We start from the raw sequence: 22,372 nt of genomic DNA, 5'->3' as shown, positions 1-22,372 counted from the left end.
AAAGCCCCATGATTGAAGCGAATATCGATTTACAGCCCCACAATACCCTGGCGATTCCGGCAAATACCGCATTTTTTGCCCGAGTAGAAACGTTGGATGAATTGCGCGAGGCCCTGAGCTTTGCGCAGCAGAAACGCCTGCCTATTCTGCCGCTGGGTGGGGGCAGTAATATTGTGCTGACAGGGGATTTCCCCGGGCTCGCTATTCAAGTTGGATTGCGCGGATTGACCATTGCCCCCAGTGGCCGTGGCGGCACTATTGAAGCGGCGGCCGGGGAGGGGTGGCACCGCTTGGTAATGTCCTCAGTTGAGCGGGGCATGGGAGGCCTGGAGAACCTCGCACTTATTCCCGGTAATGTGGGGGCTGCCCCGATCCAAAATATCGGAGCCTACGGTGTAGAGCTGTGTGACCGTTTTTGCAGCTTGCAGGCTATGGAAATTTCCACCGGCGAACTACATCAGTTTTCCGCATCAGATTGCGAATTTGCTTACCGGGATAGTGTGTTTAAAGGGCGCTTGCAAGACCAATATATTATCACCCAGGTTAACCTCCGCCTCGCAGAAAATTGGCAGCCCAAAGTTTCCTATCCCGCGCTGCAGCAATTTATTGAGCAGCAGGGCTGGGACTGTAACTCCCTGACGCCGGTACAAATTGCCGGTGCGGTAACCGATGTTCGCAATAGTAAACTGCCGCTGCCCGATCAAATCCCCAATGCCGGGAGCTTCTTTAAAAATCCTGTTGTAAATGCAGATATTTACCAAAGTCTTAAAGCGCAACACCCGGATTTGGTGGCCTATGCCAGCGGTGCAAGCTGGAAACTGGCAGCGGGCTGGCTGATTGATCGTGCCGGTTGGCGCGGCAGGCGGCATGAGGCCGTGGGTGTTCATCACCAGCAAGCGCTGGTCCTGGTCAACCCCGGTCGCGGCAGTGGTGATGCGGTGACAGGACTGGCCCGAGCCATAGCCTCAGATGTGCAGGATAAGTTTGGCGTTACTTTGGAGCCTGAACCACGCTATTACCCGTGAATTATTGTGTGCCGGGTTTAAATGGGCGCCAACACAAGGTTTTGCTGTTTTTGTACGGAGTGCCAAATAAGGGCTGCTTAGAAGCGTGATAGAGTCGGTCAGGGGCCCTGCGAATCCCGCAGGTTGGCCCCTGAAGGCCCTTATAGGTATTGTGGAGTTATGCAAAGGTTCGTCAGATATTGAGGATTACTTTGTTATAACAAATTTAATTTTTATTTATTTTTATATTTTGATTTCTTCCATAAAGATTTTCTGCGATAAAACGATTCTTCTGTCGCAAATTTTGCGGAACTGCTCATCTTGGGCAAAGAAAAAACAAGTTCTACGTTATTACGCTATAATTAAATGCTATAAAGGCAGAAAAATTCTGTGGTCAAATGTCTGATTGGTAGAATTTGAAACGGTTCTTGTGCTTTGCACTAGCGTTTTTGTCTGGTATGTTGCGGCTGGGTTCCGGGGGGACCTACACGGGGTAGTTTCACCGTGAGCTAAAAGAGGAACGCAGTTTTACAGAGCTCGCGCGTTGGGGATGTATACGCGGCGCAGCCACTGCACTTATCCGTAGTTGGGGATAGCTTGATCAAAGTCTTAGTGGTGGATGATCACGATCTTGTGCGAATGGGTATTTCGCGCATGCTGGGTGATGTTGATGATATAGAGGTCGCTGGAGAGGCAAATTGCGGTGAAGAGGCCTTGGAGTTTGTTCGCCGGTCTCATGTCGATGTTATTCTGATGGATGTAAAAATGCCGGGTATGGGCGGCCTGGAGGCGACAAGAAAACTACTCCAGCGGTGCCAACAGGCAAAGGTGATTGCCGTTAGTGCTCTCGATGATGATCTGTTTCCGGGTCGCTTGATGCAGGCTGGGGCCATGGGGTATGTCACCAAAGGGGCGGACTTGGAAGAAATGCTCCGCGCGATACGCACCGTTGTTTCAGGTGGTGTGTTTATCAGCAATTCCATGGCGACCAAAATGGCTATGCGCAGCGTCAGCGGCCAAGATGAACAGCAGTCTCCGTTTGAAAAGCTTTCTAAAAGGGAGCTACAGACTGCGGACATGATCGTCAATGGTGCCAAGGTTGCAGAGATCGCAAAATCCCTTTCGGTCAGCCCTAAAACGGTAAACAGTTACCGCTATAGAATTTTTGAGAAACTGGATATTAACAGCGATGTAGAGTTGACAATTCTCGCCGTTAAGCATCAGATTCTTGATCCAGAAGCTGCGCTTTAATTGAAAAGTGGCTGATCTTTCCAAAGTATTGAGACCGGTTGCCAGATGTTTGACAGCAAGCGTTTCCTCGCGACGGTAACTCGCAAGCCCGGCGTCTACCAAATGTTTGATGCCGAAAATAAAATTCTCTACGTAGGGAAGGCTAAGAACCTCCGCAATCGACTGTCGAGTTATTTTCGCAGCTCTGGGCTCACCACAAAAACAATGGCGCTGGTACAGCGTATAGACAATATTGAAGTCACGGTAACGCGCAGTGAAACCGAAGCTTTGGTACTTGAGCAAAGCCTGATCAAGTCTCAGCGCCCCCCTTACAACGTGATGTTAAAGGATGATAAAGGGTACCCCTATATCTTTCTTTCCAGCAGTGACACCTTTCCCCGCATAGCACTTCATCGCGGTGCCAAGCGCAAGAAGGGCCGTTACTTTGGCCCCTTTCCGAATGCATCCTCGGTTCGCGACAGCCTGAATTTTCTACAAAAAATATTTCGAATCCGCTCTTGTGAAGACAGTGTTTTCCGCAACCGCTCAAGGCCCTGCCTCCAGTACCAGATAGAGCGTTGCACCGCACCCTGTGTCGACTTTATCTCCCCGGAAGACTATCGCCAGGATGTGCGCCACGCAGAAATGTTTCTCACCGGCAAGAGCGATAAGATTATCCGGGAATTGGCCGATCAAATGGATAATGCATCCCGGGCGTTGGAGTTTGAAAAAGCGGCGAGGCTGCGGGATCAAATTTCTGCGCTGCGCCGTTTGCAGGCAGATCAAGTGGTGGAGGGCGCGAGTGGGGATGTCGATGTATTGGGAATTGCCAGCGAAGGCGGTAATTGCTGTGTGCATGTGCTGTTTGTCAGGCAGGGGCGAATCCTGGGTAGTCGCAGCTATTTCCCCAGTGAGCGCTTAGGACTGGCGTCGGCGGAATTACTTTCCGCATTTGTCCCGCAGTTTTACCTGGGCAGCCCGCGAGAAATCCCCCGGGAGATATTGCTCTCTGAGGCCTTGCAGGATATCGAGCCGCTGCAACAGGCGCTCAGTGAGCAGTGTGGCCGCGAAGTGGCCATCACCCATAAGTTGCGAGGTAAACGGGCAACCTGGGTTGAGATGGCGCAGCAAGCTGCACAACAAAATTTGAGTAGTCGCACAGCGGCTCAACAAAAGCTGTACAGCCGCTTTGAAAAGCTTCAGGAAGTGCTCGAACTGGAACAGCTTCCCGAGAGGTTGGAGTGCTTTGACATTAGCCACTCCTCCGGCGAGGCGACGGTTGCATCCTGTGTCGTATTTGACACCGGTGGCCCGGTGAAGTCGGACTATCGTCGATTCAATATCGAAGGCATCCAAGCGGGCGATGATTACGCTGCCATGGGGCAGGCACTCAAACGGCGCTACACCCGCCTTTCAGGTGGAGAGGGTAAGTTTCCCAACATCCTACTGATCGATGGGGGGAAGGGCCAGGTAACACAGGCGGTGGAAGCGCTGAATGAGCTGGGTGTTGTCGGTGTGCAAATTATCGGCGTTGCCAAAGGGACTACTCGCAAGGCTGGTTTTGAAACCTTACATGTGGTTTCCAGTAACAAAGAGCTTGTACTCTCCGCCGACTCATCCGCCTTGCACTTAATTCAACAGGTGCGAGATGAAGCGCACCGCTTCGCTATTGCTGGGCACCGGGCAAAGCGGGATAAGAAGCGAAGGGAATCCCCGCTGGAAGGTATTGCTGGAGTGGGGCCGGCTCGCAGAAGAGCGTTGCTGCGACACTTCGGGGGTTTGCAAGAGATAAAGCGTGCAACAGTAACGGAAATGGCCAGCGTGGATGGTATCAGCCGCAAGCTGGCTCAAGATATATACTCGGCACTACATCACGAGTAGGACAAGTAGCGACTGGTGAATAAATGACCAGTTTTTTTCAAAGCGTTTCATTTTGCGCGATGGCTTGATAACGTACGCCCTCCGCAAGAATAGAGAAAAGTATGACAATCGCCAATCAACTAACACTGTTACGGGTTGCATTGATCCCATTTTTTGTTTTGGTTTTCTATTTACCCTACAAGTGGAGTTACATTGCCTCTGCTGCAATTTTTGCCGTTGCCGCAATAACCGATTGGCTGGATGGGTATCTCGCCAGAAAATTAAACCAGAGTACCGCCCTGGGTGCCTTCCTTGATCCAGTGGCCGATAAGCTAATGGTGGCCACTGCACTGGTCTTGCTGGTGGGGCTGCATGACAGTGCGCTATTTGCGATTGCAGCGGCGGTGATTATTTGCCGCGAAATAGCTGTTTCCGGATTGCGGGAGTGGATGGCAGAGCTGGGGCAGCGCAGCAGTGTTGCCGTATCCTACGTCGGGAAAGTGAAAACCACCGCACAAATGGCTGCAATTCTGGTTCTGCTGGCCTTTGATGTTAGAGAGTTTCCAGTAATGGAAACTATAGGTTATCTGCTGCTCTATATTGCCGCAGGCCTCACCCTATGGACCATGGTGATGTATTTGCGTGCCGCTTGGCCGGCGCTGATAGCCGACAGCCAGGATAAATAAGGGGGCAACGGAGCTCTCGATAAACGGGGGCGCCCCCATCCCGTCTTCCCCGGCACCCGCAAAGTGGTAGCCGGGGACACTAAACAGCACCGGCAAAGCTGCCGGTGCCTCTGCTTAATGATAGGAAGGCTGATACTGGTTCAGCTGGATCTCACCACTGCGGCGCACCGTGATAGCGGGCGCTATTGACCTATCCAGGCCGATTTTTGCCTGCAGCTCATAGGGCACAGATTGCTGCCCCCCGTTGATCAACTTAGCTATAGCAAATAGCGACCCCATCCAGCTGGCCGTGGCGTCCACTGAGATATCCTCCTGACCAAAAGGCGCGATTGGTGATAGGCGATTTGAGGTTCCCGTTAACACCTTATGCCCGGCGAGATTGAGTTTATAGTAGAGACCAGAAAGAGCGAGCTCCTGATTGTTGGGGTTGAAAATACGCAAGTGGATTCTAAAGCGCAGGTCGCTGCCGCTGACGGGGGGAAGCGGTTCCAGGCCGATAATCTCAACTTCAGGTTGCTCAAAGTTAGGCGATAAAGCGGCGCAGCCGCCTATAAGTAAAGCGCATAGCGTGAGTAAGCTTAATCGTAAAAACTGGATCACTGGTTATCCTTGATATCTCTCTTTGGGGTGGCTTGGTGGTCCATACAGGACTGCCACCATAGCGTCTTTTCTTCTGCTTAGTCGTTGAGCGACTGCTCCATTTACTTCATTCTGTGACCCTGATGGATCAAAAAAAGCCCTCTCATCGGCCTTTCAGTAATAGAGGTAGAGCCTGAAAAAGTGGCTCATTCGTTTGACAGCAGCGGTAGTGATATTGTTCGCCGGCTGGAAATGGTTTTTTCTCCTGGTTGTTGAAAAAGTGATGCGTCGGGTTGAGTCGGACCAGATTGCAGCGCTGCCGTTCGAAGCTGGCGCCCCACACAAAACCTTGTTGATCAGAGATCTTCACGGGGATAGCTTTCTCTGGGGTCGAAGCTTAAGGGACCGAGCTGGCTATGGTCATTTGGGCACATTCTTGGGGAGTCATTTTAAAACTCTATAGGGCCCGCTTAACTTACTCTTCAAAACCCTTTTTCTCATAATTGATTCCCTATTTTGCTATTGCCAATATGCAACTTTTTAGAGGTTTTCAACTTGGAGTGTTCTGGGTTTTTGGTGGTGTAATTTTCACTTGGAATATCTTCAGCTATTTGTTGGCTGTTTGGGGTGGGGAAGGTGGCGTTTATCTGGTTGGGTGCTTAGCCTGGTCTATTTTTTTTGAGTGGGGGTATCCAGAGGTGCTGCATAACTCATAGGGATGTAGATATCATCCGGGACTAATTTTTGATGTGTAACAATACCTTTGACTTTTATTTGGTCGGAGAGGTTGAGTCAGAGTGATGTTTTTCAGGGTGGTGGTGAACATAATGATTATCATATAAATACTGGGCTAAATGGTATATGTATTTGTGCGGTTTATTTTGCGGGCAAACAAATGGAGAGGAAGGGATATGGATTTGGGTGACGTGGTGGCTGTGGTTAATCGTGAGCGCGTTGGCGTATTATGTTTAAGTCAAGGTGGATGGGAAGGTTGGTTACAATGTGAGATTTGGGCTTACCTAAATGCCGAAAAAAATCCAGCTGAATCTGTAGAGAGGGAGGTCCGTTATCCGGGTGCAGATATGTATTGCGATTTGGTTGCAAATGGCAACCTCTGGATCGAGCTTAAGGCTTTTGGTGCTTTCCGGGAGGGGGATGAGAAAAGATTTATGGATAGTATCGCAAAAGATGTATGGAAAATTGATCAAAGACCAGAAGGAACCAAGGGGCTTGTACTGGTTGTGGTTCCCAAAGCAATTGGGGAAGATTTAGTAAAGGGGTTCTATGAGCGGGGGTGGACTGGGTTTAATCGGCAAGATGAAGAATATGTAAGTTTATTCTATTTGGCTTGCTGACCTTGTAATTTAATTGGAGTCGTTTTTTTCGCTGCGAGTGATCTATATTCTATGGGGTATTGGTAGGCAGGAGGCAATCTTATCTTGGGTTGTAATAAGTTGGTCTTCCTGCACTGCAATATAAAGGGTGTCTTTAATTTTTACATTTAGGTGGGTTGAATGTAGTAATACAGCTCAAATTCATGCGGGTAGATTTACTATGCTGCTACAATAATGGCTCGCGTCTTCGCCTGGATTTTGCTGAGCGGACGCCGGATAACACCCCTTTATGTGGACAAGTAATACAGATCAATATACTTTCAGCGGAATCTTACGCACTGAGGATCGGGGCTGCTGAGCTGCGTTTAATGCATCCTGGTAATCAGAAGCTTGATCTCTACAAAAGGCTTTAATTATGGCTTCAGTGAATCAGTCACATACAGGGAGAATGAAAGAAATTCAAGGCAAGCTTAAGAAGCGCTCTGAGGAGATTTTCAAGAATGGCCCTGATTTTGATGAGCCTCAGTCTACGGGCGACCCTTCTCGGATTTTTGAGGAAGATGAACAGGGTAATGATACTGAAGATCCAGAACAATCCCCTTGAGCTTCTGTAGGGGGGCGTATTAAATTAGGTCGAGCTTTTAATGCTGATGGTAATCGAGGCGGAGGTTATTCATTTGTAACCCTAGATCGCAAAGAAAATGGTTTGGCAAAAATATATATTTCCACTGCTCAACTTCTATTCAGTGGCGGGCTAATTCAGATTTTTCAAGATATTGCCTCAAAAATACAATCCGATCAGCTGTAAGCAAGCTGAAAAACGGGTGGGCGGTAGTTTCTAGCTGCCGGCCCCCGCGCTACACATCGTGCGGGTCTGCAATAGGTGTATTCAGGTTTGATCTGACAGTTACCGGTTTTGCAGAGGGTGCTCTGTCAGATCAGATTTGGTTTGCAGAATTTCCCTTTCAGATCTTTTTGTTCTCTTCAAAGCGTTATGGCCAAGTCTATCTGTGGTGGCACACTACAGTAGTCGGCTATTTGCTACCTCTCATATCAACCAGTAGTTATTTGGCGGCGATACAGTCAATCTCAATTTGAGCATTTAGCGCTAGGGATTCCGCAGCAAAAGTAGTTCTCGCAGGGTAGGGGTAGGCGAAAGCCTCACGATAGATGCTGTTGAATTCTGGGAAGTTTTTGATGTCTGTTAAAATGACCGTGCACTTAACAACGTCTTTCATTTGGTAGTCGTAACGCGCTAAAGTCTGCTTTATATTCTCTAGAGTTTGTTTTGTCTCTGCGGAGAATCCGCCTTGAACTAACTTGTTCGTCTTCGGTGAAATGCCTATTTGTCCTGACAGAATCAATTGGTTTCCAATTTTTACAGCCTCTGAAAATGGCAGTTTTGAAGTTGTACCTGCTGGATTCAAAAACTCAATGCGCTGAGGCTCCTCGGCGTGGCCAGTATTGGCAAGGCAAAGAGCAAAGAGGGCGGGGAGAGCTGCTTTGCTGCGTGGCATTTTTATCATCATGGAAGTATATGGTTGTAAAGTGGTGGTAAATTAAGCCGTACTTGATAGGTTCCTGTCCGGCTGATTTTTGTTCTAATCGGGCGCGCTTTTAGGTGTTGCTGGCCTCTAGAAAGCGGTTTTAGCTGTAGCTCTCAAGCCGCAGTTTTCTTTTAAGGAGTATAACCTGCTACAAGGTGCCAGTTGAGCAAAAGCTTTTGCTGCGAGCGAGCCGCAAGGGTTTTGCCCATAATTTACTCATTGTAGCGTTCCTCTGTCTCCCTCTGGCAGTAAGACGTTATAGCCCTAAGAGGCTGTAGTCGGCCTTGGTTCTCAGGGGTGTGGCTTTATCATTACTGATAAGGTCGAGCGGGCCCTGGCAATTTAATGCTAGCGAGTTTTTAGGGGTATGAGGAGCAACGGCAAATAGCTTATGGCGCGCCTGTAGGCAAAAATCAGCATGTTTCATCGCTCCGCTTGATGTGGTCGATTCTACAATGATTGAGGATTGAGAAAGTCCTACCTGTATTCGGTTTCTGGCGATAAAGAAGTATTTCTGAGGGGGAACACCTTCGGGGTGTTCGGATACCCAGAGGCCGCCCGCCTCAAGTATTCGCATGGCCAGCTTATAGTTGCTTGGAGGGTTGGCGGTGTGTAGGCCGTGGGCAAGTACGGCGATAGTGTCGCCGCCGGCCGCCAAGGCACCCTCATGAGCTGCCGTATCAATTCCCAGGGCGAGCCCGCTGACTATGACATGCCCACGTGAAGCAACATACCCTGCGATTCTTTGCGCAATTTCCAGGCCGTTTTTAGAAGCGTCACGTGAGCCGACAATAGCTATACCTGCCCGGCTAAGCAGATCCGTATTACCTCGGGCGTACAGTATGGCCGGTGGGTTGGGGCAGTCTTCCAGGCCTGCGGGATACTCGGGGTCGGTGCGTCGGATTTCAACTATATCCATTGTCGATTGCTTTACCTGCGGATAAAACTAAAGCCATATCAGTGCTAGCTTTTGAGGCCACTCCAGCTGCATTCAGTGAGCCGTTTCTGGTAGTTGCATCACCTGGTGGCGCAACCGCTGCCCAGTATAATGTGGACGCCAATTTCATCATACAGCAAAAGACTGTATGTCCATATAGTGTTTTGACGGACTGTCTCTGCGCTGTAAAAATAAGAAGGGGGCTCGGCTCGGGTAAGCGGGGCTAAAGACAGCAGCCGGCATTGGGTGGCCAGCCCTTTGAAAGTAAGCTGCGCAACTTGGATGTTGGCCTGAAAAAAATATTAGTCTGCCGTCAGTAGCGGTGCTACGGCATCATGGTGACGCTAGTTGCATGTGCTTGAGGGGGCTATTTTCTTCGGTTAAGAAAAATATTTGCTAATGAGATTTATATTTTTTTGAGGGTAGCTTGTGCATGAAGGCTGCACAATAAGGTGTGTATTTTTTGATTTCAAAGGATCGTGTGGTGCCCGGGGCCGGACTTGAACCGGCACGGCCGTGAAGCCGGGAGATTTTAAGTCTCCTGTGTCTACCAATTCCACCACCCGGGCAGATCCTTTGCGAGAGAGGGGCGGTATTGAATATCTGCCCTTCATTCTCACTTTCATTGCCTTTAACAGGATATTGCAATGAAAAGGAAAATGGAGGCTAGGGTCGGAATCGAACCGGCGTACACGGAGTTGCAGTCCGCTGCATGACCACTCTGCCACCTAGCCTTTTTTGTCCGCCTTGGGCGGGCAATTAACGCTGCGAATTCTATCGGATAAATCTGAAAAATCCTAGCGTTTTCTTATACTTACGTGCGCTTTGCTGTGTAAGTGGGCGCCATTTTAGGGGCTCCTGAGGATTAGTCAAGCATTGTTTTCATTAAAGTTGCAAACAATTGAAAAAAAGTAGGAAAAGTTACCTTTTGAGGGTGGGGGAGAACTGTAATAACTTTTGGCTCTGTCACTAGAGAGCCTATTCCTATTTGTTCTAAATTAATTTTCAGGTGTGCTGGCAATCTGTGATCTGTGTTCGATACTGTCCTTATCTGGCTAACACATCTCTCCCCCCCAAAAATGTGTTTAGTAATGCTGGTAGGGTGGCTTACATGGCGGCCACCTGAAAGTAAGGATGAAATCCTCTAAGTTTCACTCCTAATGGTCTTGGCCCTGACGCTCTCCCCCCCCGTCGTCAGGGCTTTTTTTTGCCTGCTATTTACTGGGGGCTTGCGGTTGATCGGTCAGGTTTTCAATTGCTAATGCAGCTACAGGCCTGCCCGCTGCTTTTTCAGAGAGCAATCTAAAGCGTTTCAGTGTGACCTCCCCCCGTGTACGAGCCAGCTCCCGAGCGACATCATCTATGCTGGCTTTGCCGTTACTAGCCTCGCGAATTTCTCTGTCTAGCTGTTGCATTACACCGGCGGCGCGCGCAGTAATGGGGCCGGATGAGCGTTTTACTAGCAGAGACGGGGCCTTTTTGCCCCAATTCACCAGTTTATCCATGGCTTCCTGATAGCGGGTTTCACTGATGCCACCCGTCCGCCTAAGAATCTCCAATGAGTAGAATTCAGCCAGGCCCTCCACAATCCAATCGCTCTCGTCGTCGCCGTGAATCCCTGTGCCCACATGAACTAACTCATGGATCATGCTGCTGGTGCGGTTGCCGCTGATCAGCGGTCGATCGGCGTGCATATACAGGGAGCGGGTTCCAGACAGGCCGCCGCGCCACATGGGGTCATCGGCGGTCACGATCAGTAAGTGATCGGGAAAGAGCGGGAAGATTTTTTTTAGTTCCGGCAAGTTCCAGTTGAGAAAGGCCAGGGTGTCCTGCCGGCGAAGGTTTTCATCTTTAGGGCCGGCGACACGGGTTTCGGTGCCGGCGATCAAATCCTGTCGACTGCCTATTTTACCTACAATCATCCAGCCTTTAGGCCTTACAAATTTACGCTTGGGGTCAGATAGCTGGTATAGATTGTCTTCGGTTTTGGGGTAGGGGAGGGCCGCATACCATTCATCGGGCAGTAGCAGCTTAAGTTGCGCGGTAGAGCGGCCGCGACTGGTTGCCGATACTGGCGCAATCAGTTTATCACTGCGGAGAATGGCCCAATCTTTAGTGATGCGTGAGTCAAAGCCGCCATTGCTGCGTTGGTGGTTGATGACAAAGTGGTATTTGAGGGTGGGGTTTTTTCCCTCCGGCCGCCAGTTCGCCTTATCTCCCTCTATCTCCAGAGGGGAGCTGCTTTGCAGGTCCCGATAGCGGCCAGAGCTTAGGTTCAGCACCAATTTACTTGGCATATCTTCACCGCTGAGGGCTATTTCTACCTGGGCCAGTTGTGAATCTGGAGAGATTTCTGCGGTGTAAAGGATCTCATAGGCTCGAACGGCGGGAGATAGAAGGGTGAGCAATAGGGATAGGATCAGTAATCTTTTGAGCATCATTTATTCGGCAGGAGTTCTAAGGATCAGTCACTTTGACAAGACCTAAGCCTACAGGTGCCCTTGTGTCGCCTTCAAGCAAACCGGTCACAAGCTGCGCATCCCGCCGTTGGAGCTGCTCAGCCAGTACCATTAGGCGCGCAGAGGGCTATTTCTCCCTAATAAAAAGAATACACTTATAAAGTCATTATCAAGTGAGGTTGCCTATATTGGCACTTCCCGTATAGATAACCAAGACGGGGAAATGAAAAAGCCCTTCACTTTTGAGCCTTTGTGCGGGGTGGCTTGGGGGGGTTGCTTTTTAAGGAGTGCCGCAGCGCTGCTGCGGCGTTTATGAGTATTTTTAGAGGTTAAGGGCAGGGAATAGTTACCAGTATCCCATAGCGCGAGGATCAACGAATTGCATGCCGTAAGTCCTCGCCGCAAACCCATCTGGGAAATTACCGGTCACCGGTTGCTGTAGGTTGGCGGCCGCTAAATCTGCTGGGTAATAGCCTCTAGGCACGAACTGTCCCTGCCAGTGTGGGGCGGCATAAGGAGAAAAGCCCTGCAAGGCGTTCATTGGGCCCTGTGCCGTTGCCGTATGGATGCCTCCGGCTCTCGCCTGCTCTTTAGCGGACTCAAAGGCCGAGCCGATGCCAAACAGTTTGGGCACACCAGCCCCTACCTTTTCTGCACCGAGAGGCATGGGGGCGGCCAGTGAGCGGATAAGTTGGAATAGGCCTGTAACTCGCGATATATCTTTCTGCTGAAAAGTAGATTTAAACAGCGGGTGGTGGGCAAGCAGCAAGGCGGCCATACCAGTGATATGTGGGGCGGCCATCGATGTGCCCGATTGCACATCAAAGCCTTTATCTGGAACTGATGAGACTATGCCGACACCGGGGGCGGCAACGGAAATTTCCGGCCCAAAAGCACTGAATGTTGGCATAAACAGGCCATCAGTTGAGGCGGTAGAGGGGATGACAGTTTGAGCCTCCCAGGAGTCTTTGGGAAATTCGTTGAGCATCCCGAGCGCGCTCACCGCCATGGCATTGGGGGATCTGGCTGGATATTGAACCGCGCCCCCGTTATTACCCGCAGCGACGATACAGGCGATACCGTGCTGGGTGGCCTCTTCGATTTGCTGCTCAACCGCTTCGGAGGAATCTGAACTGCCGAGGCTCATATTTACCACATCGACGCCGAGCTCAATACAGTGGGTGAGGGCGTCGATCAAGCTGCTAAATTGTCCACCGGGAAAAACTTTGAATACGTAAATCTCGGCTTCTGGAGCGAAACCGCGAATAGCCTCTGAGCCTGAAGGCTGACCGGTGATAATACCTGCACAGTGGGTGCCGTGGCCGACGATATCTTCTGCCCAACTCTTGGTGTCGTAGTTGTTGGTAACATCAATGCCATTTTTCAGGTGGCCCAGTATCGGGTGCTGGTTGTCTGCGCCCGAATCAATGATCGCAATTTTGATGCCCTTGCCGGTATATTCATCGGGCAGTTGATCCAGTCCCATATATCGCTGTCCCCAGCCGTAGGAAGTATCGTTGGGGAAGTTGGGGATCGCCTCGCTGAGGGGTTGGAGCTTCACCAGGTTAACACCGGAAAGGGAGAGTGAAGGGCAGCGAATATATTTGTTCCAAAAATCTTTGGATGGACGGATCAGCAGTGATCTCACTTGGGCGCTGCCACTTTGCGCAAAAATATTGAGTGCGACCTCTCCTTTATTATTGGTGACGCCCTCCTGGGGAAAACCGGCGCTTTCAACAATTATCTGTGCGTCGCGTATGGGTTCACCTTTTGCGCCAATAACGCGAAAGTAGACCTGCTGGGCTTGGATATGATACTCGCGCAGTAGCCCCGGTTGTTGGGCAAATACAGCGGAAAAGGTCGGGGAGTAGCCTGCCTGTCCGTAGGAGAGCAAGGAGTCCAGTTCGACGGCGACATTCGGCGGGGCAGTCTGGTAGAGAGCGGCAGCAGCATCCACATCCATGCGGACTTTGTAGATATTGGTTGCCTCATCCGCCGAGGAGAGGGTTTTTAGTTTTCTACTGGGGTGTATTTCCCGAAGTACTTCGCAGCCTGCCTGTCTCGCAATTGTAGAGATTACAGAGTGCATTGAGCTGGCACTCATTGGCTGTACGCCCATGGATTTAGCCATCAGGCTGCGACGAGGCGAAATCAGTAATTCGACTTTCTCTGCAACCTCAACTGAAGCTTCTCCTGCGGTCTTTTCTTGACGGGATTTAGTCATATTCATAATCCTTCGCTGTCAGAGCGGTACTGGTTTGGCGCCCGTGCAAAATGCCTGAAAGAGGTGAATGAGCGGTCTCCAACCTTAATTGAGTGGGTGAATAGGTTGGTCTGGGTCGATAATTACCTTGCCCCCCAACTTTTTTCTCAGGTCGTTGACTGCATCGGGCGTGGCCACTAGCGTGACGTTGCTTTTGCGCAAAGTGATGTCTTTGACATCGGGGCAATTGGAGGCCTCTTTCACTAACTCCTCTAACTCCGGGGTGCTCGCCGCTGCTTTCCGATTGGGGACTGCGACATATTGTTCAAACTTTTTCATTGTTTCTCACTGTAGCTGCGCTGTTTGCGCAGGGGCGAAAGCACCCCCAGGCAAGGGGGCGAGGCCCCTTGCCGAGAACCTTTTAGTGTAAGTAGGCCTGCTGCTGTAAAGCGGAATTGGGTTGTGGCATTGCCTGGTAGGGCAGCGGCTGCCCAATAGCGCTCATATTCTGGAAGGGAAGCTGGGTGGTCTGTGGCATGGCTTGGAGCGGCATTACCGGGTTCAAAGGTGCGAATCCCTGAGGGGGAGCCATCCCCAACTGCTCAGGTACAACCGGAGCCACCGGATTGACTGGCTGACCGAAATATCCCTGGGGGACGAGATGAGGTGCGAATTGTGGTGCGGCTTGGAAGGGGAGTAAGTGAGCAGCCATACGTGCCGCATTGTTGAGAAGTTGTCCCTGGGGGCCGCCAATATAGTTGCCAATAACCGGTGCGGCGCGGCTTACCAGCTCACCGAGGAGACCTTGCGGTGCCAGTTGAGGTGCCGCCTGTAAGGGGAGGAGTTGCCCCAGCTGGGTGGCCGCATTGATCCACTGGGTTTGAGGGGTGTTGAGGTAGTTGGCGAGCATCGGAGCTGCGCGATTTATCAGCTCAGTGAGGTAACCCTGGGGGGTAAATTGATGCGCGAGTTGCGGCGGCATTTGCGGGGCGAGCTGCTGGGGCATATGGGGGGCAAACTGTTGTGGGAGTTGCTGTGTTGCCTGGAAAGGCAGCAACTGCCCTAAGCCACCGAGTGCATTGATCAGTTCCCCTTGAGGGCCACCTACAATGCCGCCAACAAGCGGCGCTGCGCGACTGACAAAATCCCCCACCACCCCTTGCGGTGCCAACTGTTGCAGCGGCAAGTGAGGTTGGGGCGGTGCGAGCCCGAAGACCGGATTGACTGTGGGCGCAGCATAGTTTTGTGGTTGTCCAAAGATCCCTTGGGCATATGTATAGGGTAGGTACATAAAGGTACTCCTAGAGTGGGCCTTTAACGGTAGGGATAGCTACTGTTTAGGCCATTTCATGATTTCCAGATAAGAATATTGAAGCCTGGTAGGGCTCCGCATTTAGGAACAGCCTGCTGAGAGTAAATCGGTAATGGACTTTCGGATGGTTGCATCTTGTGGCGGACATTCGGCCGGTTGCTCTGAGTATAGAGAAGCTTTTCAGGGGGACAGGGAAAGTCTGGCCGTTTTTAGAGCGGGCAATAAAAGGTTAATAGAAGCACGCGTGCAGTCACTAAAAGCTACAAACGGCTTGTGGATTCTCCTGCGCCCACCTAGTAAAAATCAGAGTTTCAGTAACTAGTGCGCCAATAGCGAATTGATATGTAACAGATATTTTTAATAGCCCTTTGAGGGGTGGGGCGGCCAGAGCAGTCTCCCTGCTGTGCTTTTCGAGTTCTGGCTTGTCAAAAACACCTGAGCAAGGTCTATCGGCTCCTCGATATTATTTTCCCGTGATTTCTTACAGCGCATTTCCCGCTGCTTCTAAATGCTCTTTTACTTCAAGAGCCGGGCGTAAAGGTGGCTTGCACTTCTTCCGAGTTTCGACCCACTTCTACAGGCTGAAACCCTAGGGGTAATAGGGTTGTGGGAGTTTTTGTGTGCATTGTGGTTGCAAAAGATACAGTGAAGATGTTCGCGCCAAAAAATACTTGATCTTTGAAAAACGGATGCGTACTATTCGCGTCCTCGGTGAGTAGCGCAGCCTGGTAGCGCACTTCGTTCGGGACGAAGGGGTCGGAGGTTCGAATCCTCTCTCACCGACCATATATAGAAAAAGCCCGCAAAAGCGGGCTTTTTTGTGTCTGAAATTTCACTTTTCACTAGTGGCTGGGATGGCTGTCCCCTTGGGGTTTAGGCGCTCAGTCGGCAGATCTGACTCCCAGGTTTTCTAGGACATTCAGCCCTTTCAGCTCCAACTCTTCGGCGAACCCCTTGAGCTGTTCGCCGCAATAAAGGTTGGTGTAGCGGCCAAATTGGGTCTTGAAGATTAATTTTGACGCGGCATCTTCATTGCTGAACCCGATGCTTTTACTCCCATCCGCAGATCATTTTGAATAAAAGAATTCCAGCGCCGCCCACCCTGTTGCCCATAGTGAACATGGGCTTCTTTATATTGATGCTGAGGCTTAAGAAGTCTGCATGATTAAAGCTTGGGGGTTGGGTAGGGTTGGGGTTTTAAAAGCTTCGATCGATAAGATTCCAGCGGGGTATCAACTGAAGCCTGAATCGAACGGCTAGGGGTATCTCACAGTAGGGCGGATAGGCCAAATTCAAGGCGCCCCATACCAGGCACCACCCGAACCGATTCTTGAGGGTGCTAACTTAAGGTAGTCAAAGCTGGTATTCAGGCATAAAAAAACCCGCTGTAAGCGGGTTTCTTAAATTTGGTCGGTGAGAGAGGATTCGAACCTCCGACCCCTTCGTCCCGAACGAAGTGCGCTACCAGGCTGCGCTACTCACCGATTTTTGCTTCGCTTCACCGCGAAGAGGGCGGCACTATAGCAGCGTTTTTTCTGCTGTAAACCCTTGATTTAACTTTTAATTTGCCGAATCAGCCCCTCTTGGCAGGTGGAGGCAACCAAAACCCCGTCACGGGTGAAAATTTGACCGCGGGTAAAACCTCTGGCACCCATAGCCGACGGGCTGTCGGTCACATATAAAAGCCACTGATCCAGGCGGAAATCCCGGTGGAACCACATGGCGTGATCAACACTTGCGGGCATCAACTTGGGATCAAACAGAGAGATATCGTGAGGCTGTAGAGAGGTGCCTAACAGCCCCATATCCGATGCGTAGCAAAGTGCGGCGCGGTGCTCCATCGGGTCGTCGGACATTTCGCCCTCTGCCCGCAGCCAGAACATGCATTGGGCTTCACGGGTTTCGGCGCCAAAGTAGCTCTGCGGATCGACTGGGCGAAAATCGATCATATAGCGCCGCTGGTCGTACTGCGGGCTCACCAGCCCGGCTTCCAGTGCCAGCTCCTGAGTATTTTTCAGGGTCTCGGGTTTGGGGATTTCGGCGACGGACATGTCAACTTGGTGGTCAAATCCGGGTTCCTTTATCTGGAAGGAGGCGGACATCGTAAATATGGCGCGGCCACGCTGCTTGGCAACGACGCGGCGAGTAGTGAAGCTGCCGCCGTCGCGGATAGGGTCTACTTCGTAGATCACGGGCAGCTCGCTGGAGCCGGGGCGGAGGAAGTAGGAGTGCAAAGAGTGGGGTAGGCGGTGCTCAACGGTGCGAGTTGCAGCCATCAGGGCCTGGCCCAAAACTTGCCCTCCAAAAAGTACCTTTCGATAGTTTTCAACATGATGACGGCTGCGGAAGAGGTTTTTATCCAGCTCTTCGACATCCAATAACTTACCTAATTTTTCCAACATAGAGGGGTTTGCCCGTTACCTATTCCACTTAACTCGATTTACAGAGAAAGAACTTTACGCCCTTAATCGAAAGAATAATAACAGTAAAACTCTGTGACCCCATTTATATTTTGAACGATAGAGCCATTTTGGTCACAGGCGTCAGTTTTTCCCGGTTTCCGCCTATCTAACCTGTAAAACCTACCATTTTTCACAGTTAACTTGAGTTTCTGGGTCATTGACTATTTCCGGGTGTCGAACTTTGTTCTACTAATGTGGTATAAAGCGCCAACCGAACTTGAGATGGTTGAGCTAGTGCGTTGAGCTATCTCACAAAAATTGAATAAGAAAAATAGGAGATGGCACCGGTGCCGCAAAGTAATATTGATATTCGTCCGCCGCTCAGTTTTGGCAAGGTCGTCAGTAGGCATCGCACCGCAAAAGCGGTGGCAGGGGGCGTGGGTTCCGCTGCTTATTATGGAGTGTGGGGGGCACAGACTGCGACTGGAGCGACTTTAACCGGGCTGGCCACCGGCGCCGCAGCGGCCACTTCAGCGACGGGCGTTGGTCTGGTGGTTGCGGGAACGGCACTTTCCGTCGGTTATGCGGGTTTGGCGGCTCGATCTGCCTATAAGACCCACCACCACCTGAAAGCTTTGAAAAAAATCTATGAGAATCGAAAGTCGTATGACTGCACTTGCAAGAGTTCAATAGCGCACGACTATGTTTCTGGTCAAATACTCCCCTATATCATTGAGCAGAAAAGCAAAAAACTGCATCGCAAGGTGGTCGAGGCCACACCGGGCGTCTCCACTGCCGAATATATGCGCAAGGCGGTGAAGAATCTGTACAAGCGCTCGCAGGGAACTCTGGGTGAGAAGCGCACCTTCGCTGCGGAGTGGTTGGCGCAGCACTTAATCTCTCATGATTGCGAACTGGCCAATGCGATTGTTGCTGAACTCTATTCGCAAGAGGAGATGCTCTGGATTCGCACTCAGGATAACGATGTCGTAGCCCCGCTACTGGAGTTGAAACTCAAATCTGTGTGATCGGCACCCGCTTTTTCCGCTGTAACTCTCAATAAAGGTCATTTCAAGGTAAGGGGTAATGGAGTACCCGCCTTCTCCTGTAGTTTAGGCTCGCCAAACGTCATCACATGCTAAACTCTGGGGTTATTTTTCTGCCCAAATTATGCTCATTTTAAATAAAAAATAAGCAAAATAGACTAAAATTTTCAATATTAGGCGGTCTAATTTCCCGATTCACTTTTCCAACCGACTTTAATTGCCTATCATTCATGAATGAATAGTCAATTTCAGTCCCCATTTTTAAGGGCAAAGAAGGTCGGAAGTATGGATAAGGCAAAAGAGAAGGTTCAGCGGTTCCGCGCGCGGGAGCAGCGTATCCTGGATGCGGCTCTGGAGCTTCTGTTGGAGCATGGTGAAGAGAAGGTCACGGTGGAGCAGATCGCCGAGCGTGTCGATATCGGCAAGGGCACCATCTACAAGCACTTCATTTCCAAAACAGAAATCTACATGCGCTTACTCATGGACTATGAAAAGTCCCTCGCCGAGCGCCTTAAGGTTGCCGTAGCCTCAGCAGAGAAGGGCGATATTACTGCGCCGGCCCGAGCTTACTTTGAGTCCCGCATGGCCGATCCGGGTAAAGACAGACTCTTCCAGCGTCTGGAGGAGAAGATTATCGCATTGAACCTGGCTCCTGAAATGATTGCGGAGTTGCATAATATTCGCAATTCCAATGCGACCTCTCTCAATCGGGTTTTTGAGCGCCGTATGGAAGAGGGGATGTTGAAGAATGTTCCCGCTTATTTCTATTACTCAACTTATTGGGCCCTGGTGCAGGGTGCAGTAGAGCTCTACCACTCCAAGTCCTTCGCCAATGTAATCGAGGATCGCGAGGGATTGATGGAGTTTATTATGGATGTGGGGGTGCATATCGGGGATATGTCTTCTCGCAAAGCGCCAGAGGGAAGCCAAACCAGCCACCACAGCGACTCGGCAGGGCCCGCCCTTGGCTGAGCCCCTGTTTCAGCAGCTGCAAAAGTTACAGGCCGAGTTTCCTGGAGTTCCACCGGTTGAGCGGTGGAACCCAGAACTTTGCGGGGATATGGATATGGTCATCAAGTCCGATGGCCGTTGGCTCCACGAGGGAACAGAAATCCGTCGCCAACCCTTGGTAAAGCTGTTTGCCAGTATTCTGAAGCGCGAGGGGGATGAGTATTTCCTGGTTACCCCGGCAGAAAAACTCCGCATCACCGTGGAGGATGTCCCATTTGTGGTGACTCAGGTAGCCCGTGCTCCCAAGGAGTCCCATCAGCAACTGCTATTCACCACAAGTGTGGGGGATGTTGTCGAGCTGAAGGAGGACAGGCAGTGGCTGTTGAGAGACTTTGGCGCTCCGCCACAGCCAATCCCTTACCTTGAGGTTCGCGCTGGATTGCAGGCGCGCGTCTCTCGGGATGTCTTTTACCAGTTGGTAGATTGGGCGCTGGAAGAGGGGAGCTATACGGATAAGCTTTTTGTTCAAAGCGAAGGTCAAAACTTCTTGCTGGGCTCTTGTAACTAATATCCCTTTCCTGCTGCTAGAACCCTTCGGTCCCGGCCATTTTAGAATGAGCTGGGGCTTTTATGGCTGAATCCGCTATTGTTTTTCTGGAGGTAGCTAACTATTCCTCAGTTTTGAGTTTGCGCCGAGCACACCGCTTTCAACTCATCCAGGCTAAATTGATTAAATCGTCTCTTGGGGTTAATCGTGCCTGCCGGTAGGGTTGAGTACTTATTTGTATCCCTATCTATCACTACCACTTGCCTTTCAATTCTTATTTTTGCATTTCACTATTGTTAAAAAAATGGCATTTGAAACAACCTGGAAATATAAGTGTATTTTCCCTGAAAAAAATCAAATATTAATTTGATAATTTGCGGAAATATTTAAATAGGTAACGAAACCGCAATACTGCATTTCTAAACTCCCTTTCGTCCAAATCTTCATGAAGAAAAAGCAATTTCATCTTTCTATTTTCTGGATCGTATTCACTTTTATTTGTGTTTTCAAAAGTAAGGGTGGTGCGATTGAGGTCGTTAAATTTTGGCTTGGGATTCCTATAGGGGGGAATATGAAGCGAGTGCAGAATAGGCTTTTACTGGCAGCCACCATTGCAGTATTGCTGGCAGGCTGCGAAGGGGGTGGTGTGAGTATCGAGCCGGAAACCGTCGATAACTCGGTCGATAATTCAGTAACTAACGCGGGTGGAGGCGGCTCTGATGAAAACCCGTGCGCCATTATAGAAAACTCTAACGTGCAGGGTGAATATAGTAGTGGTAACTGCTACTACACGACCGATTTTGTGTCTGCGGCAAATCCATTAACTGAAGATTTGTATCTAACTGCGCTGGATAATGACGGGGCGCATATCTTCAGTGGGAGTCTGTTTGTTGGCGAAAGTTATTCCAGTGATTCCGATCTGGCCGCCGCAGGTATTACTGAGGGCGGTGATGGCGTTAAGTTGGAGATTCAAGCCGGTGCCACTATCGCTTTTAAAGATAACTCGGCATTTATGGTTGTAAATCGTGGGTCGCAGGTCTTTGCGCGCGGTACAGAAACATCACCAATCACCTTTACCTCCGAAACTGATGTTCTCGGCACTGTAGGTCCTGAGGATGTTTCGCAGTGGGGAGGTATGGTAATTAATGGTTTTGGTGTAACCAATAAATGCCAATACACAGGCTCTATTGATGGTGCAGATTTGGCCCTTGCCGGTGAGTGTCACGTAGCTGCTGAAGGTTCCACCGATGATAATACCTCCTACTACGGCGGTGACAATAATGCGGATAGCTCCGGGGAACTTTTGTATGTTGTGGTTAAACATACTGGTGCAGAAGTTGCCAGTGGCGATGAGTTGAATGGGATCGCTTTTGATGCCGTAGGCAGTGGAACAACAATTCGCAATCTTCAAACTTATTCCACCTATGATGACGGTATCGAGTTCTTCGGTGGTGCGGTTGATGTAGAAAACTATGTTGCGCTATACGTTCGCGATGACTCTATTGATATTGATGAAGGTTATCGGGGAAGTATTACCAATGCCCTGGTAATTCAAAGTGAGACCGATGGCAATCACTGTATTGAGGCCGATGGTATCGGCTCTTACAGTGATGGGGCTGACTACGCTTCCCTGATTAGCCAGGGGCTAAACAGTCGCCCGGTAATTGACGGTCTGACTTGTATTATTTCCGCTCAGGAAGAGGGGACACATGATCCCGGCGCTGGCTGGCGTCTGCGTGAGGGGATTTACCCGATGATCACCAACTCCATAATCGTAGCCTCTTTCTTTGCCGATGAAACTGGGGTAGCCGCTGATAATTACTGCCTGCGCATGGAGAGTTCTCAAACCCGTAGCGAGGCATCCTCGGGTACAGAGGTGGCCCTGACTTCCAATATTTTTGCTTGTGAAGATCGCACCAAAACAGACGATGGCAGTTTCGACGTAGAGACTTGGGTCGTCGATAGCGGCAACCAATTCGCCAGCATTTCCGGTGAGGTCAACCCAATCTCCAATGCCGATACTGACTTTGTTTTGCTGGGGGGTTCTCCTGCCATCTTTACCGTTGATGCCGCAGCCCAAATGGTTGACGGCGCTGCACCTACCGTTTCTGCCGAGCTGGGGCGCGCCTATCTGGGCGCGCTTGAGCAGGGCGGCACCGACTGGACTCAGGGTTGGACTTATGGCCTCCACCAGGGTGATCGCGCTCAGCCGCTCTGGTTTGAGTAATAGGTTGAGGTAGCGGTTGGGGATACTGCTCCCAGTCAAGTAGGGCGC

18 protein-coding genes and 4 tRNA genes are annotated in these 22,372 nt (G+C 50.5%); 11 read left to right on the top strand and 11 right to left on the bottom strand.

What is annotated here, in order from left to right:
* Positions 1–8 precede the first annotated feature (8 nt).
* The 4 genes from murB (at position 9) to pgsA (ending at position 4,780) form a co-directional block, all read left to right on the top strand.
* On the top strand, positions 9–1,025 hold the full coding sequence (murB, locus tag ACJJIF_RS05180; RefSeq protein WP_444931178.1) for a UDP-N-acetylmuramate dehydrogenase: 1,017 nt from the start codon (positions 9–11) through the stop codon (positions 1,023–1,025).
* 576 nt (positions 1,026–1,601) lie between these two features.
* Positions 1,602–2,255: a response regulator gene (locus ACJJIF_RS05175; RefSeq protein WP_444931177.1), complete on the top strand. Its 654-nt coding sequence runs from the start codon at positions 1,602–1,604 to the stop codon at positions 2,253–2,255.
* 45 nt (positions 2,256–2,300) lie between these two features.
* Complete coding sequence (gene uvrC, locus ACJJIF_RS05170; RefSeq protein WP_444931176.1) at positions 2,301–4,115, top strand: excinuclease ABC subunit UvrC; 1,815 nt, start codon at positions 2,301–2,303, stop codon at positions 4,113–4,115.
* A 101-nt stretch (positions 4,116–4,216) separates the two neighbouring features.
* Positions 4,217–4,780 (top strand): CDP-diacylglycerol--glycerol-3-phosphate 3-phosphatidyltransferase, encoded by a 564-nt coding sequence (pgsA, locus tag ACJJIF_RS05165; protein ID WP_444931175.1) that lies wholly within the window; start codon positions 4,217–4,219, stop codon positions 4,778–4,780.
* A 114-nt stretch (positions 4,781–4,894) separates the two neighbouring features.
* Here pgsA and ACJJIF_RS05160 read toward each other — a convergent pair whose 3' ends face one another.
* Complete coding sequence (locus ACJJIF_RS05160) at positions 4,895–5,380, bottom strand: LEA/WHy family protein (RefSeq protein ID WP_444931174.1); 486 nt, start codon at positions 5,378–5,380, stop codon at positions 4,895–4,897.
* An 890-nt stretch (positions 5,381–6,270) separates the two neighbouring features.
* On the opposite strand from ACJJIF_RS05160, the gene ACJJIF_RS05155 reads away from it, so the two are divergent.
* Positions 6,271–6,714, top strand: a complete 444-nt coding sequence (locus ACJJIF_RS05155) for a hypothetical protein (RefSeq protein ID WP_444931173.1) — start codon at positions 6,271–6,273, stop codon at positions 6,712–6,714.
* Positions 6,715–7,141: 427 nt separating this feature from the next.
* Positions 7,142–7,297: a hypothetical protein gene (locus ACJJIF_RS05150; RefSeq protein WP_444931172.1), complete on the top strand. Its 156-nt coding sequence runs from the start codon at positions 7,142–7,144 to the stop codon at positions 7,295–7,297.
* Between the two features lie 460 nt (positions 7,298–7,757).
* Here ACJJIF_RS05150 and ACJJIF_RS05145 read toward each other — a convergent pair whose 3' ends face one another.
* From ACJJIF_RS05145 to ACJJIF_RS05110, 8 genes are all read right to left on the bottom strand, one after another.
* Positions 7,758–8,210 (bottom strand): RidA family protein, encoded by a 453-nt coding sequence (locus ACJJIF_RS05145; protein WP_444931171.1) that lies wholly within the window; start codon positions 8,208–8,210, stop codon positions 7,758–7,760.
* Between the two features lie 286 nt (positions 8,211–8,496).
* The gene (locus tag ACJJIF_RS05140; protein ID WP_444931170.1) at positions 8,497–9,159 is read right to left on the bottom strand and encodes a DNA-processing protein DprA; all 663 of its coding nucleotides are present in this window, start codon (positions 9,157–9,159) and stop codon (positions 8,497–8,499) included.
* A gap of 500 nt (positions 9,160–9,659) precedes the next feature.
* Positions 9,660–9,746 (bottom strand) — tRNA-Leu (locus ACJJIF_RS05135).
* A 91-nt stretch (positions 9,747–9,837) separates the two neighbouring features.
* Positions 9,838–9,911, bottom strand: a tRNA-Cys gene (locus ACJJIF_RS05130).
* Positions 9,912–10,391: 480 nt separating this feature from the next.
* Entirely contained in the window at positions 10,392–11,618 is a 1,227-nt protein-coding gene (locus ACJJIF_RS05125; RefSeq protein ID WP_444931169.1) for a hypothetical protein, read from the bottom strand.
* A 364-nt stretch (positions 11,619–11,982) separates the two neighbouring features.
* The gene (locus ACJJIF_RS05120; protein WP_444931168.1) at positions 11,983–13,860 is read right to left on the bottom strand and encodes a S8 family peptidase; all 1,878 of its coding nucleotides are present in this window, start codon (positions 13,858–13,860) and stop codon (positions 11,983–11,985) included.
* Between the two features lie 84 nt (positions 13,861–13,944).
* A complete protein-coding gene (locus ACJJIF_RS05115) occupies positions 13,945–14,178 on the bottom strand; it encodes a hypothetical protein (RefSeq protein ID WP_444931167.1) in 234 nt (77 codons plus the stop codon).
* Positions 14,179–14,260: 82 nt separating this feature from the next.
* Positions 14,261–15,130, bottom strand: coding sequence for a hypothetical protein (locus ACJJIF_RS05110; RefSeq protein WP_444931166.1), 870 nt, complete (start codon positions 15,128–15,130; stop codon positions 14,261–14,263).
* 730 nt (positions 15,131–15,860) lie between these two features.
* Between ACJJIF_RS05110 and ACJJIF_RS05105 the strand changes: the two genes are divergently transcribed.
* Positions 15,861–15,937, top strand: a tRNA-Pro gene (locus tag ACJJIF_RS05105).
* Positions 15,938–16,558: 621 nt separating this feature from the next.
* Here the strand turns inward: ACJJIF_RS05105 and ACJJIF_RS05100 are convergent.
* Positions 16,559–16,635: transfer RNA gene (locus ACJJIF_RS05100), tRNA-Pro, on the bottom strand.
* 69 nt (positions 16,636–16,704) lie between these two features.
* A complete protein-coding gene (locus ACJJIF_RS05095) occupies positions 16,705–17,553 on the bottom strand; it encodes an acyl-CoA thioesterase (RefSeq protein ID WP_444931165.1) in 849 nt (282 codons plus the stop codon).
* Positions 17,554–17,900: 347 nt separating this feature from the next.
* Here ACJJIF_RS05095 and ACJJIF_RS05090 point away from each other — a divergent pair, with 347 nt between their 5' ends.
* The 4 genes from ACJJIF_RS05090 to ACJJIF_RS05075 all read left to right on the top strand — a co-directional run bounded on the left by ACJJIF_RS05090 (position 17,901) and on the right by ACJJIF_RS05075 (position 22,324).
* Positions 17,901–18,581 carry a hypothetical protein gene (locus ACJJIF_RS05090; protein ID WP_444931164.1) on the top strand — a complete coding sequence of 227 codons (681 nt, stop codon included), beginning with the start codon at positions 17,901–17,903 and terminating at the stop codon, positions 18,579–18,581.
* A 303-nt stretch (positions 18,582–18,884) separates the two neighbouring features.
* Complete coding sequence (locus tag ACJJIF_RS05085; protein ID WP_444931163.1) at positions 18,885–19,571, top strand: TetR/AcrR family transcriptional regulator; 687 nt, start codon at positions 18,885–18,887, stop codon at positions 19,569–19,571.
* Entirely contained in the window at positions 19,564–20,118 is a 555-nt protein-coding gene (locus tag ACJJIF_RS05080; RefSeq protein ID WP_444931162.1) for a DUF1285 domain-containing protein, read from the top strand. The genes ACJJIF_RS05085 and ACJJIF_RS05080 overlap by 8 nt, the downstream gene beginning before the upstream one ends.
* A gap of 550 nt (positions 20,119–20,668) precedes the next feature.
* Positions 20,669–22,324 carry a beta-helix domain-containing protein gene (locus tag ACJJIF_RS05075; RefSeq protein WP_444931161.1) on the top strand — a complete coding sequence of 552 codons (1,656 nt, stop codon included), beginning with the start codon at positions 20,669–20,671 and terminating at the stop codon, positions 22,322–22,324.
* The last annotated feature ends 48 nt before the right edge of the window (positions 22,325–22,372 follow it).

It is taken from the genome of Microbulbifer regidiadema (SeqCode) (assembly GCF_052467605.1).
The sequence above is the reverse complement of the archived record's forward strand: the minus strand, read 5'-3'. Positions and strand labels throughout refer to the sequence as shown.

Bases quoted from the DNA above. Each gene is read 5' to 3' on its own strand.
- murB (WP_444931178.1), top strand. From the start codon at position 9: ATGATTGAAGCGAATATCGATTTACAGCCCCACAATACCCTGGCGATT.
- uvrC (WP_444931176.1), top strand. From the start codon at position 2,301: ATGTTTGACAGCAAGCGTTTCCTCGCGACGGTAACTCGCAAGCCCGGC.
- pgsA (WP_444931175.1), top strand. From the start codon at position 4,217: ATGACAATCGCCAATCAACTAACACTGTTACGGGTTGCATTGATCCCA.
- ACJJIF_RS05155 (WP_444931173.1), top strand. From the start codon at position 6,271: ATGGATTTGGGTGACGTGGTGGCTGTGGTTAATCGTGAGCGCGTTGGC.
- ACJJIF_RS05150 (WP_444931172.1), top strand. From the start codon at position 7,142: ATGAAAGAAATTCAAGGCAAGCTTAAGAAGCGCTCTGAGGAGATTTTC.
- ACJJIF_RS05145 (WP_444931171.1), bottom strand. From the start codon at position 8,210: ATGCCACGCAGCAAAGCAGCTCTCCCCGCCCTCTTTGCTCTTTGCCTT.
- ACJJIF_RS05140 (WP_444931170.1), bottom strand. From the start codon at position 9,159: ATGGATATAGTTGAAATCCGACGCACCGACCCCGAGTATCCCGCAGGC.
- ACJJIF_RS05125 (WP_444931169.1), bottom strand. From the start codon at position 11,618: ATGATGCTCAAAAGATTACTGATCCTATCCCTATTGCTCACCCTTCTA.
- ACJJIF_RS05120 (WP_444931168.1), bottom strand. From the start codon at position 13,860: ATGACTAAATCCCGTCAAGAAAAGACCGCAGGAGAAGCTTCAGTTGAG.
- ACJJIF_RS05115 (WP_444931167.1), bottom strand. From the start codon at position 14,178: ATGAAAAAGTTTGAACAATATGTCGCAGTCCCCAATCGGAAAGCAGCG.
- ACJJIF_RS05110 (WP_444931166.1), bottom strand. From the start codon at position 15,130: ATGTACCTACCCTATACATATGCCCAAGGGATCTTTGGACAACCACAA.
- ACJJIF_RS05095 (WP_444931165.1), bottom strand. From the start codon at position 17,553: ATGTTGGAAAAATTAGGTAAGTTATTGGATGTCGAAGAGCTGGATAAA.
- ACJJIF_RS05085 (WP_444931163.1), top strand. From the start codon at position 18,885: ATGGATAAGGCAAAAGAGAAGGTTCAGCGGTTCCGCGCGCGGGAGCAG.
- ACJJIF_RS05075 (WP_444931161.1), top strand. From the start codon at position 20,669: ATGAAGCGAGTGCAGAATAGGCTTTTACTGGCAGCCACCATTGCAGTA.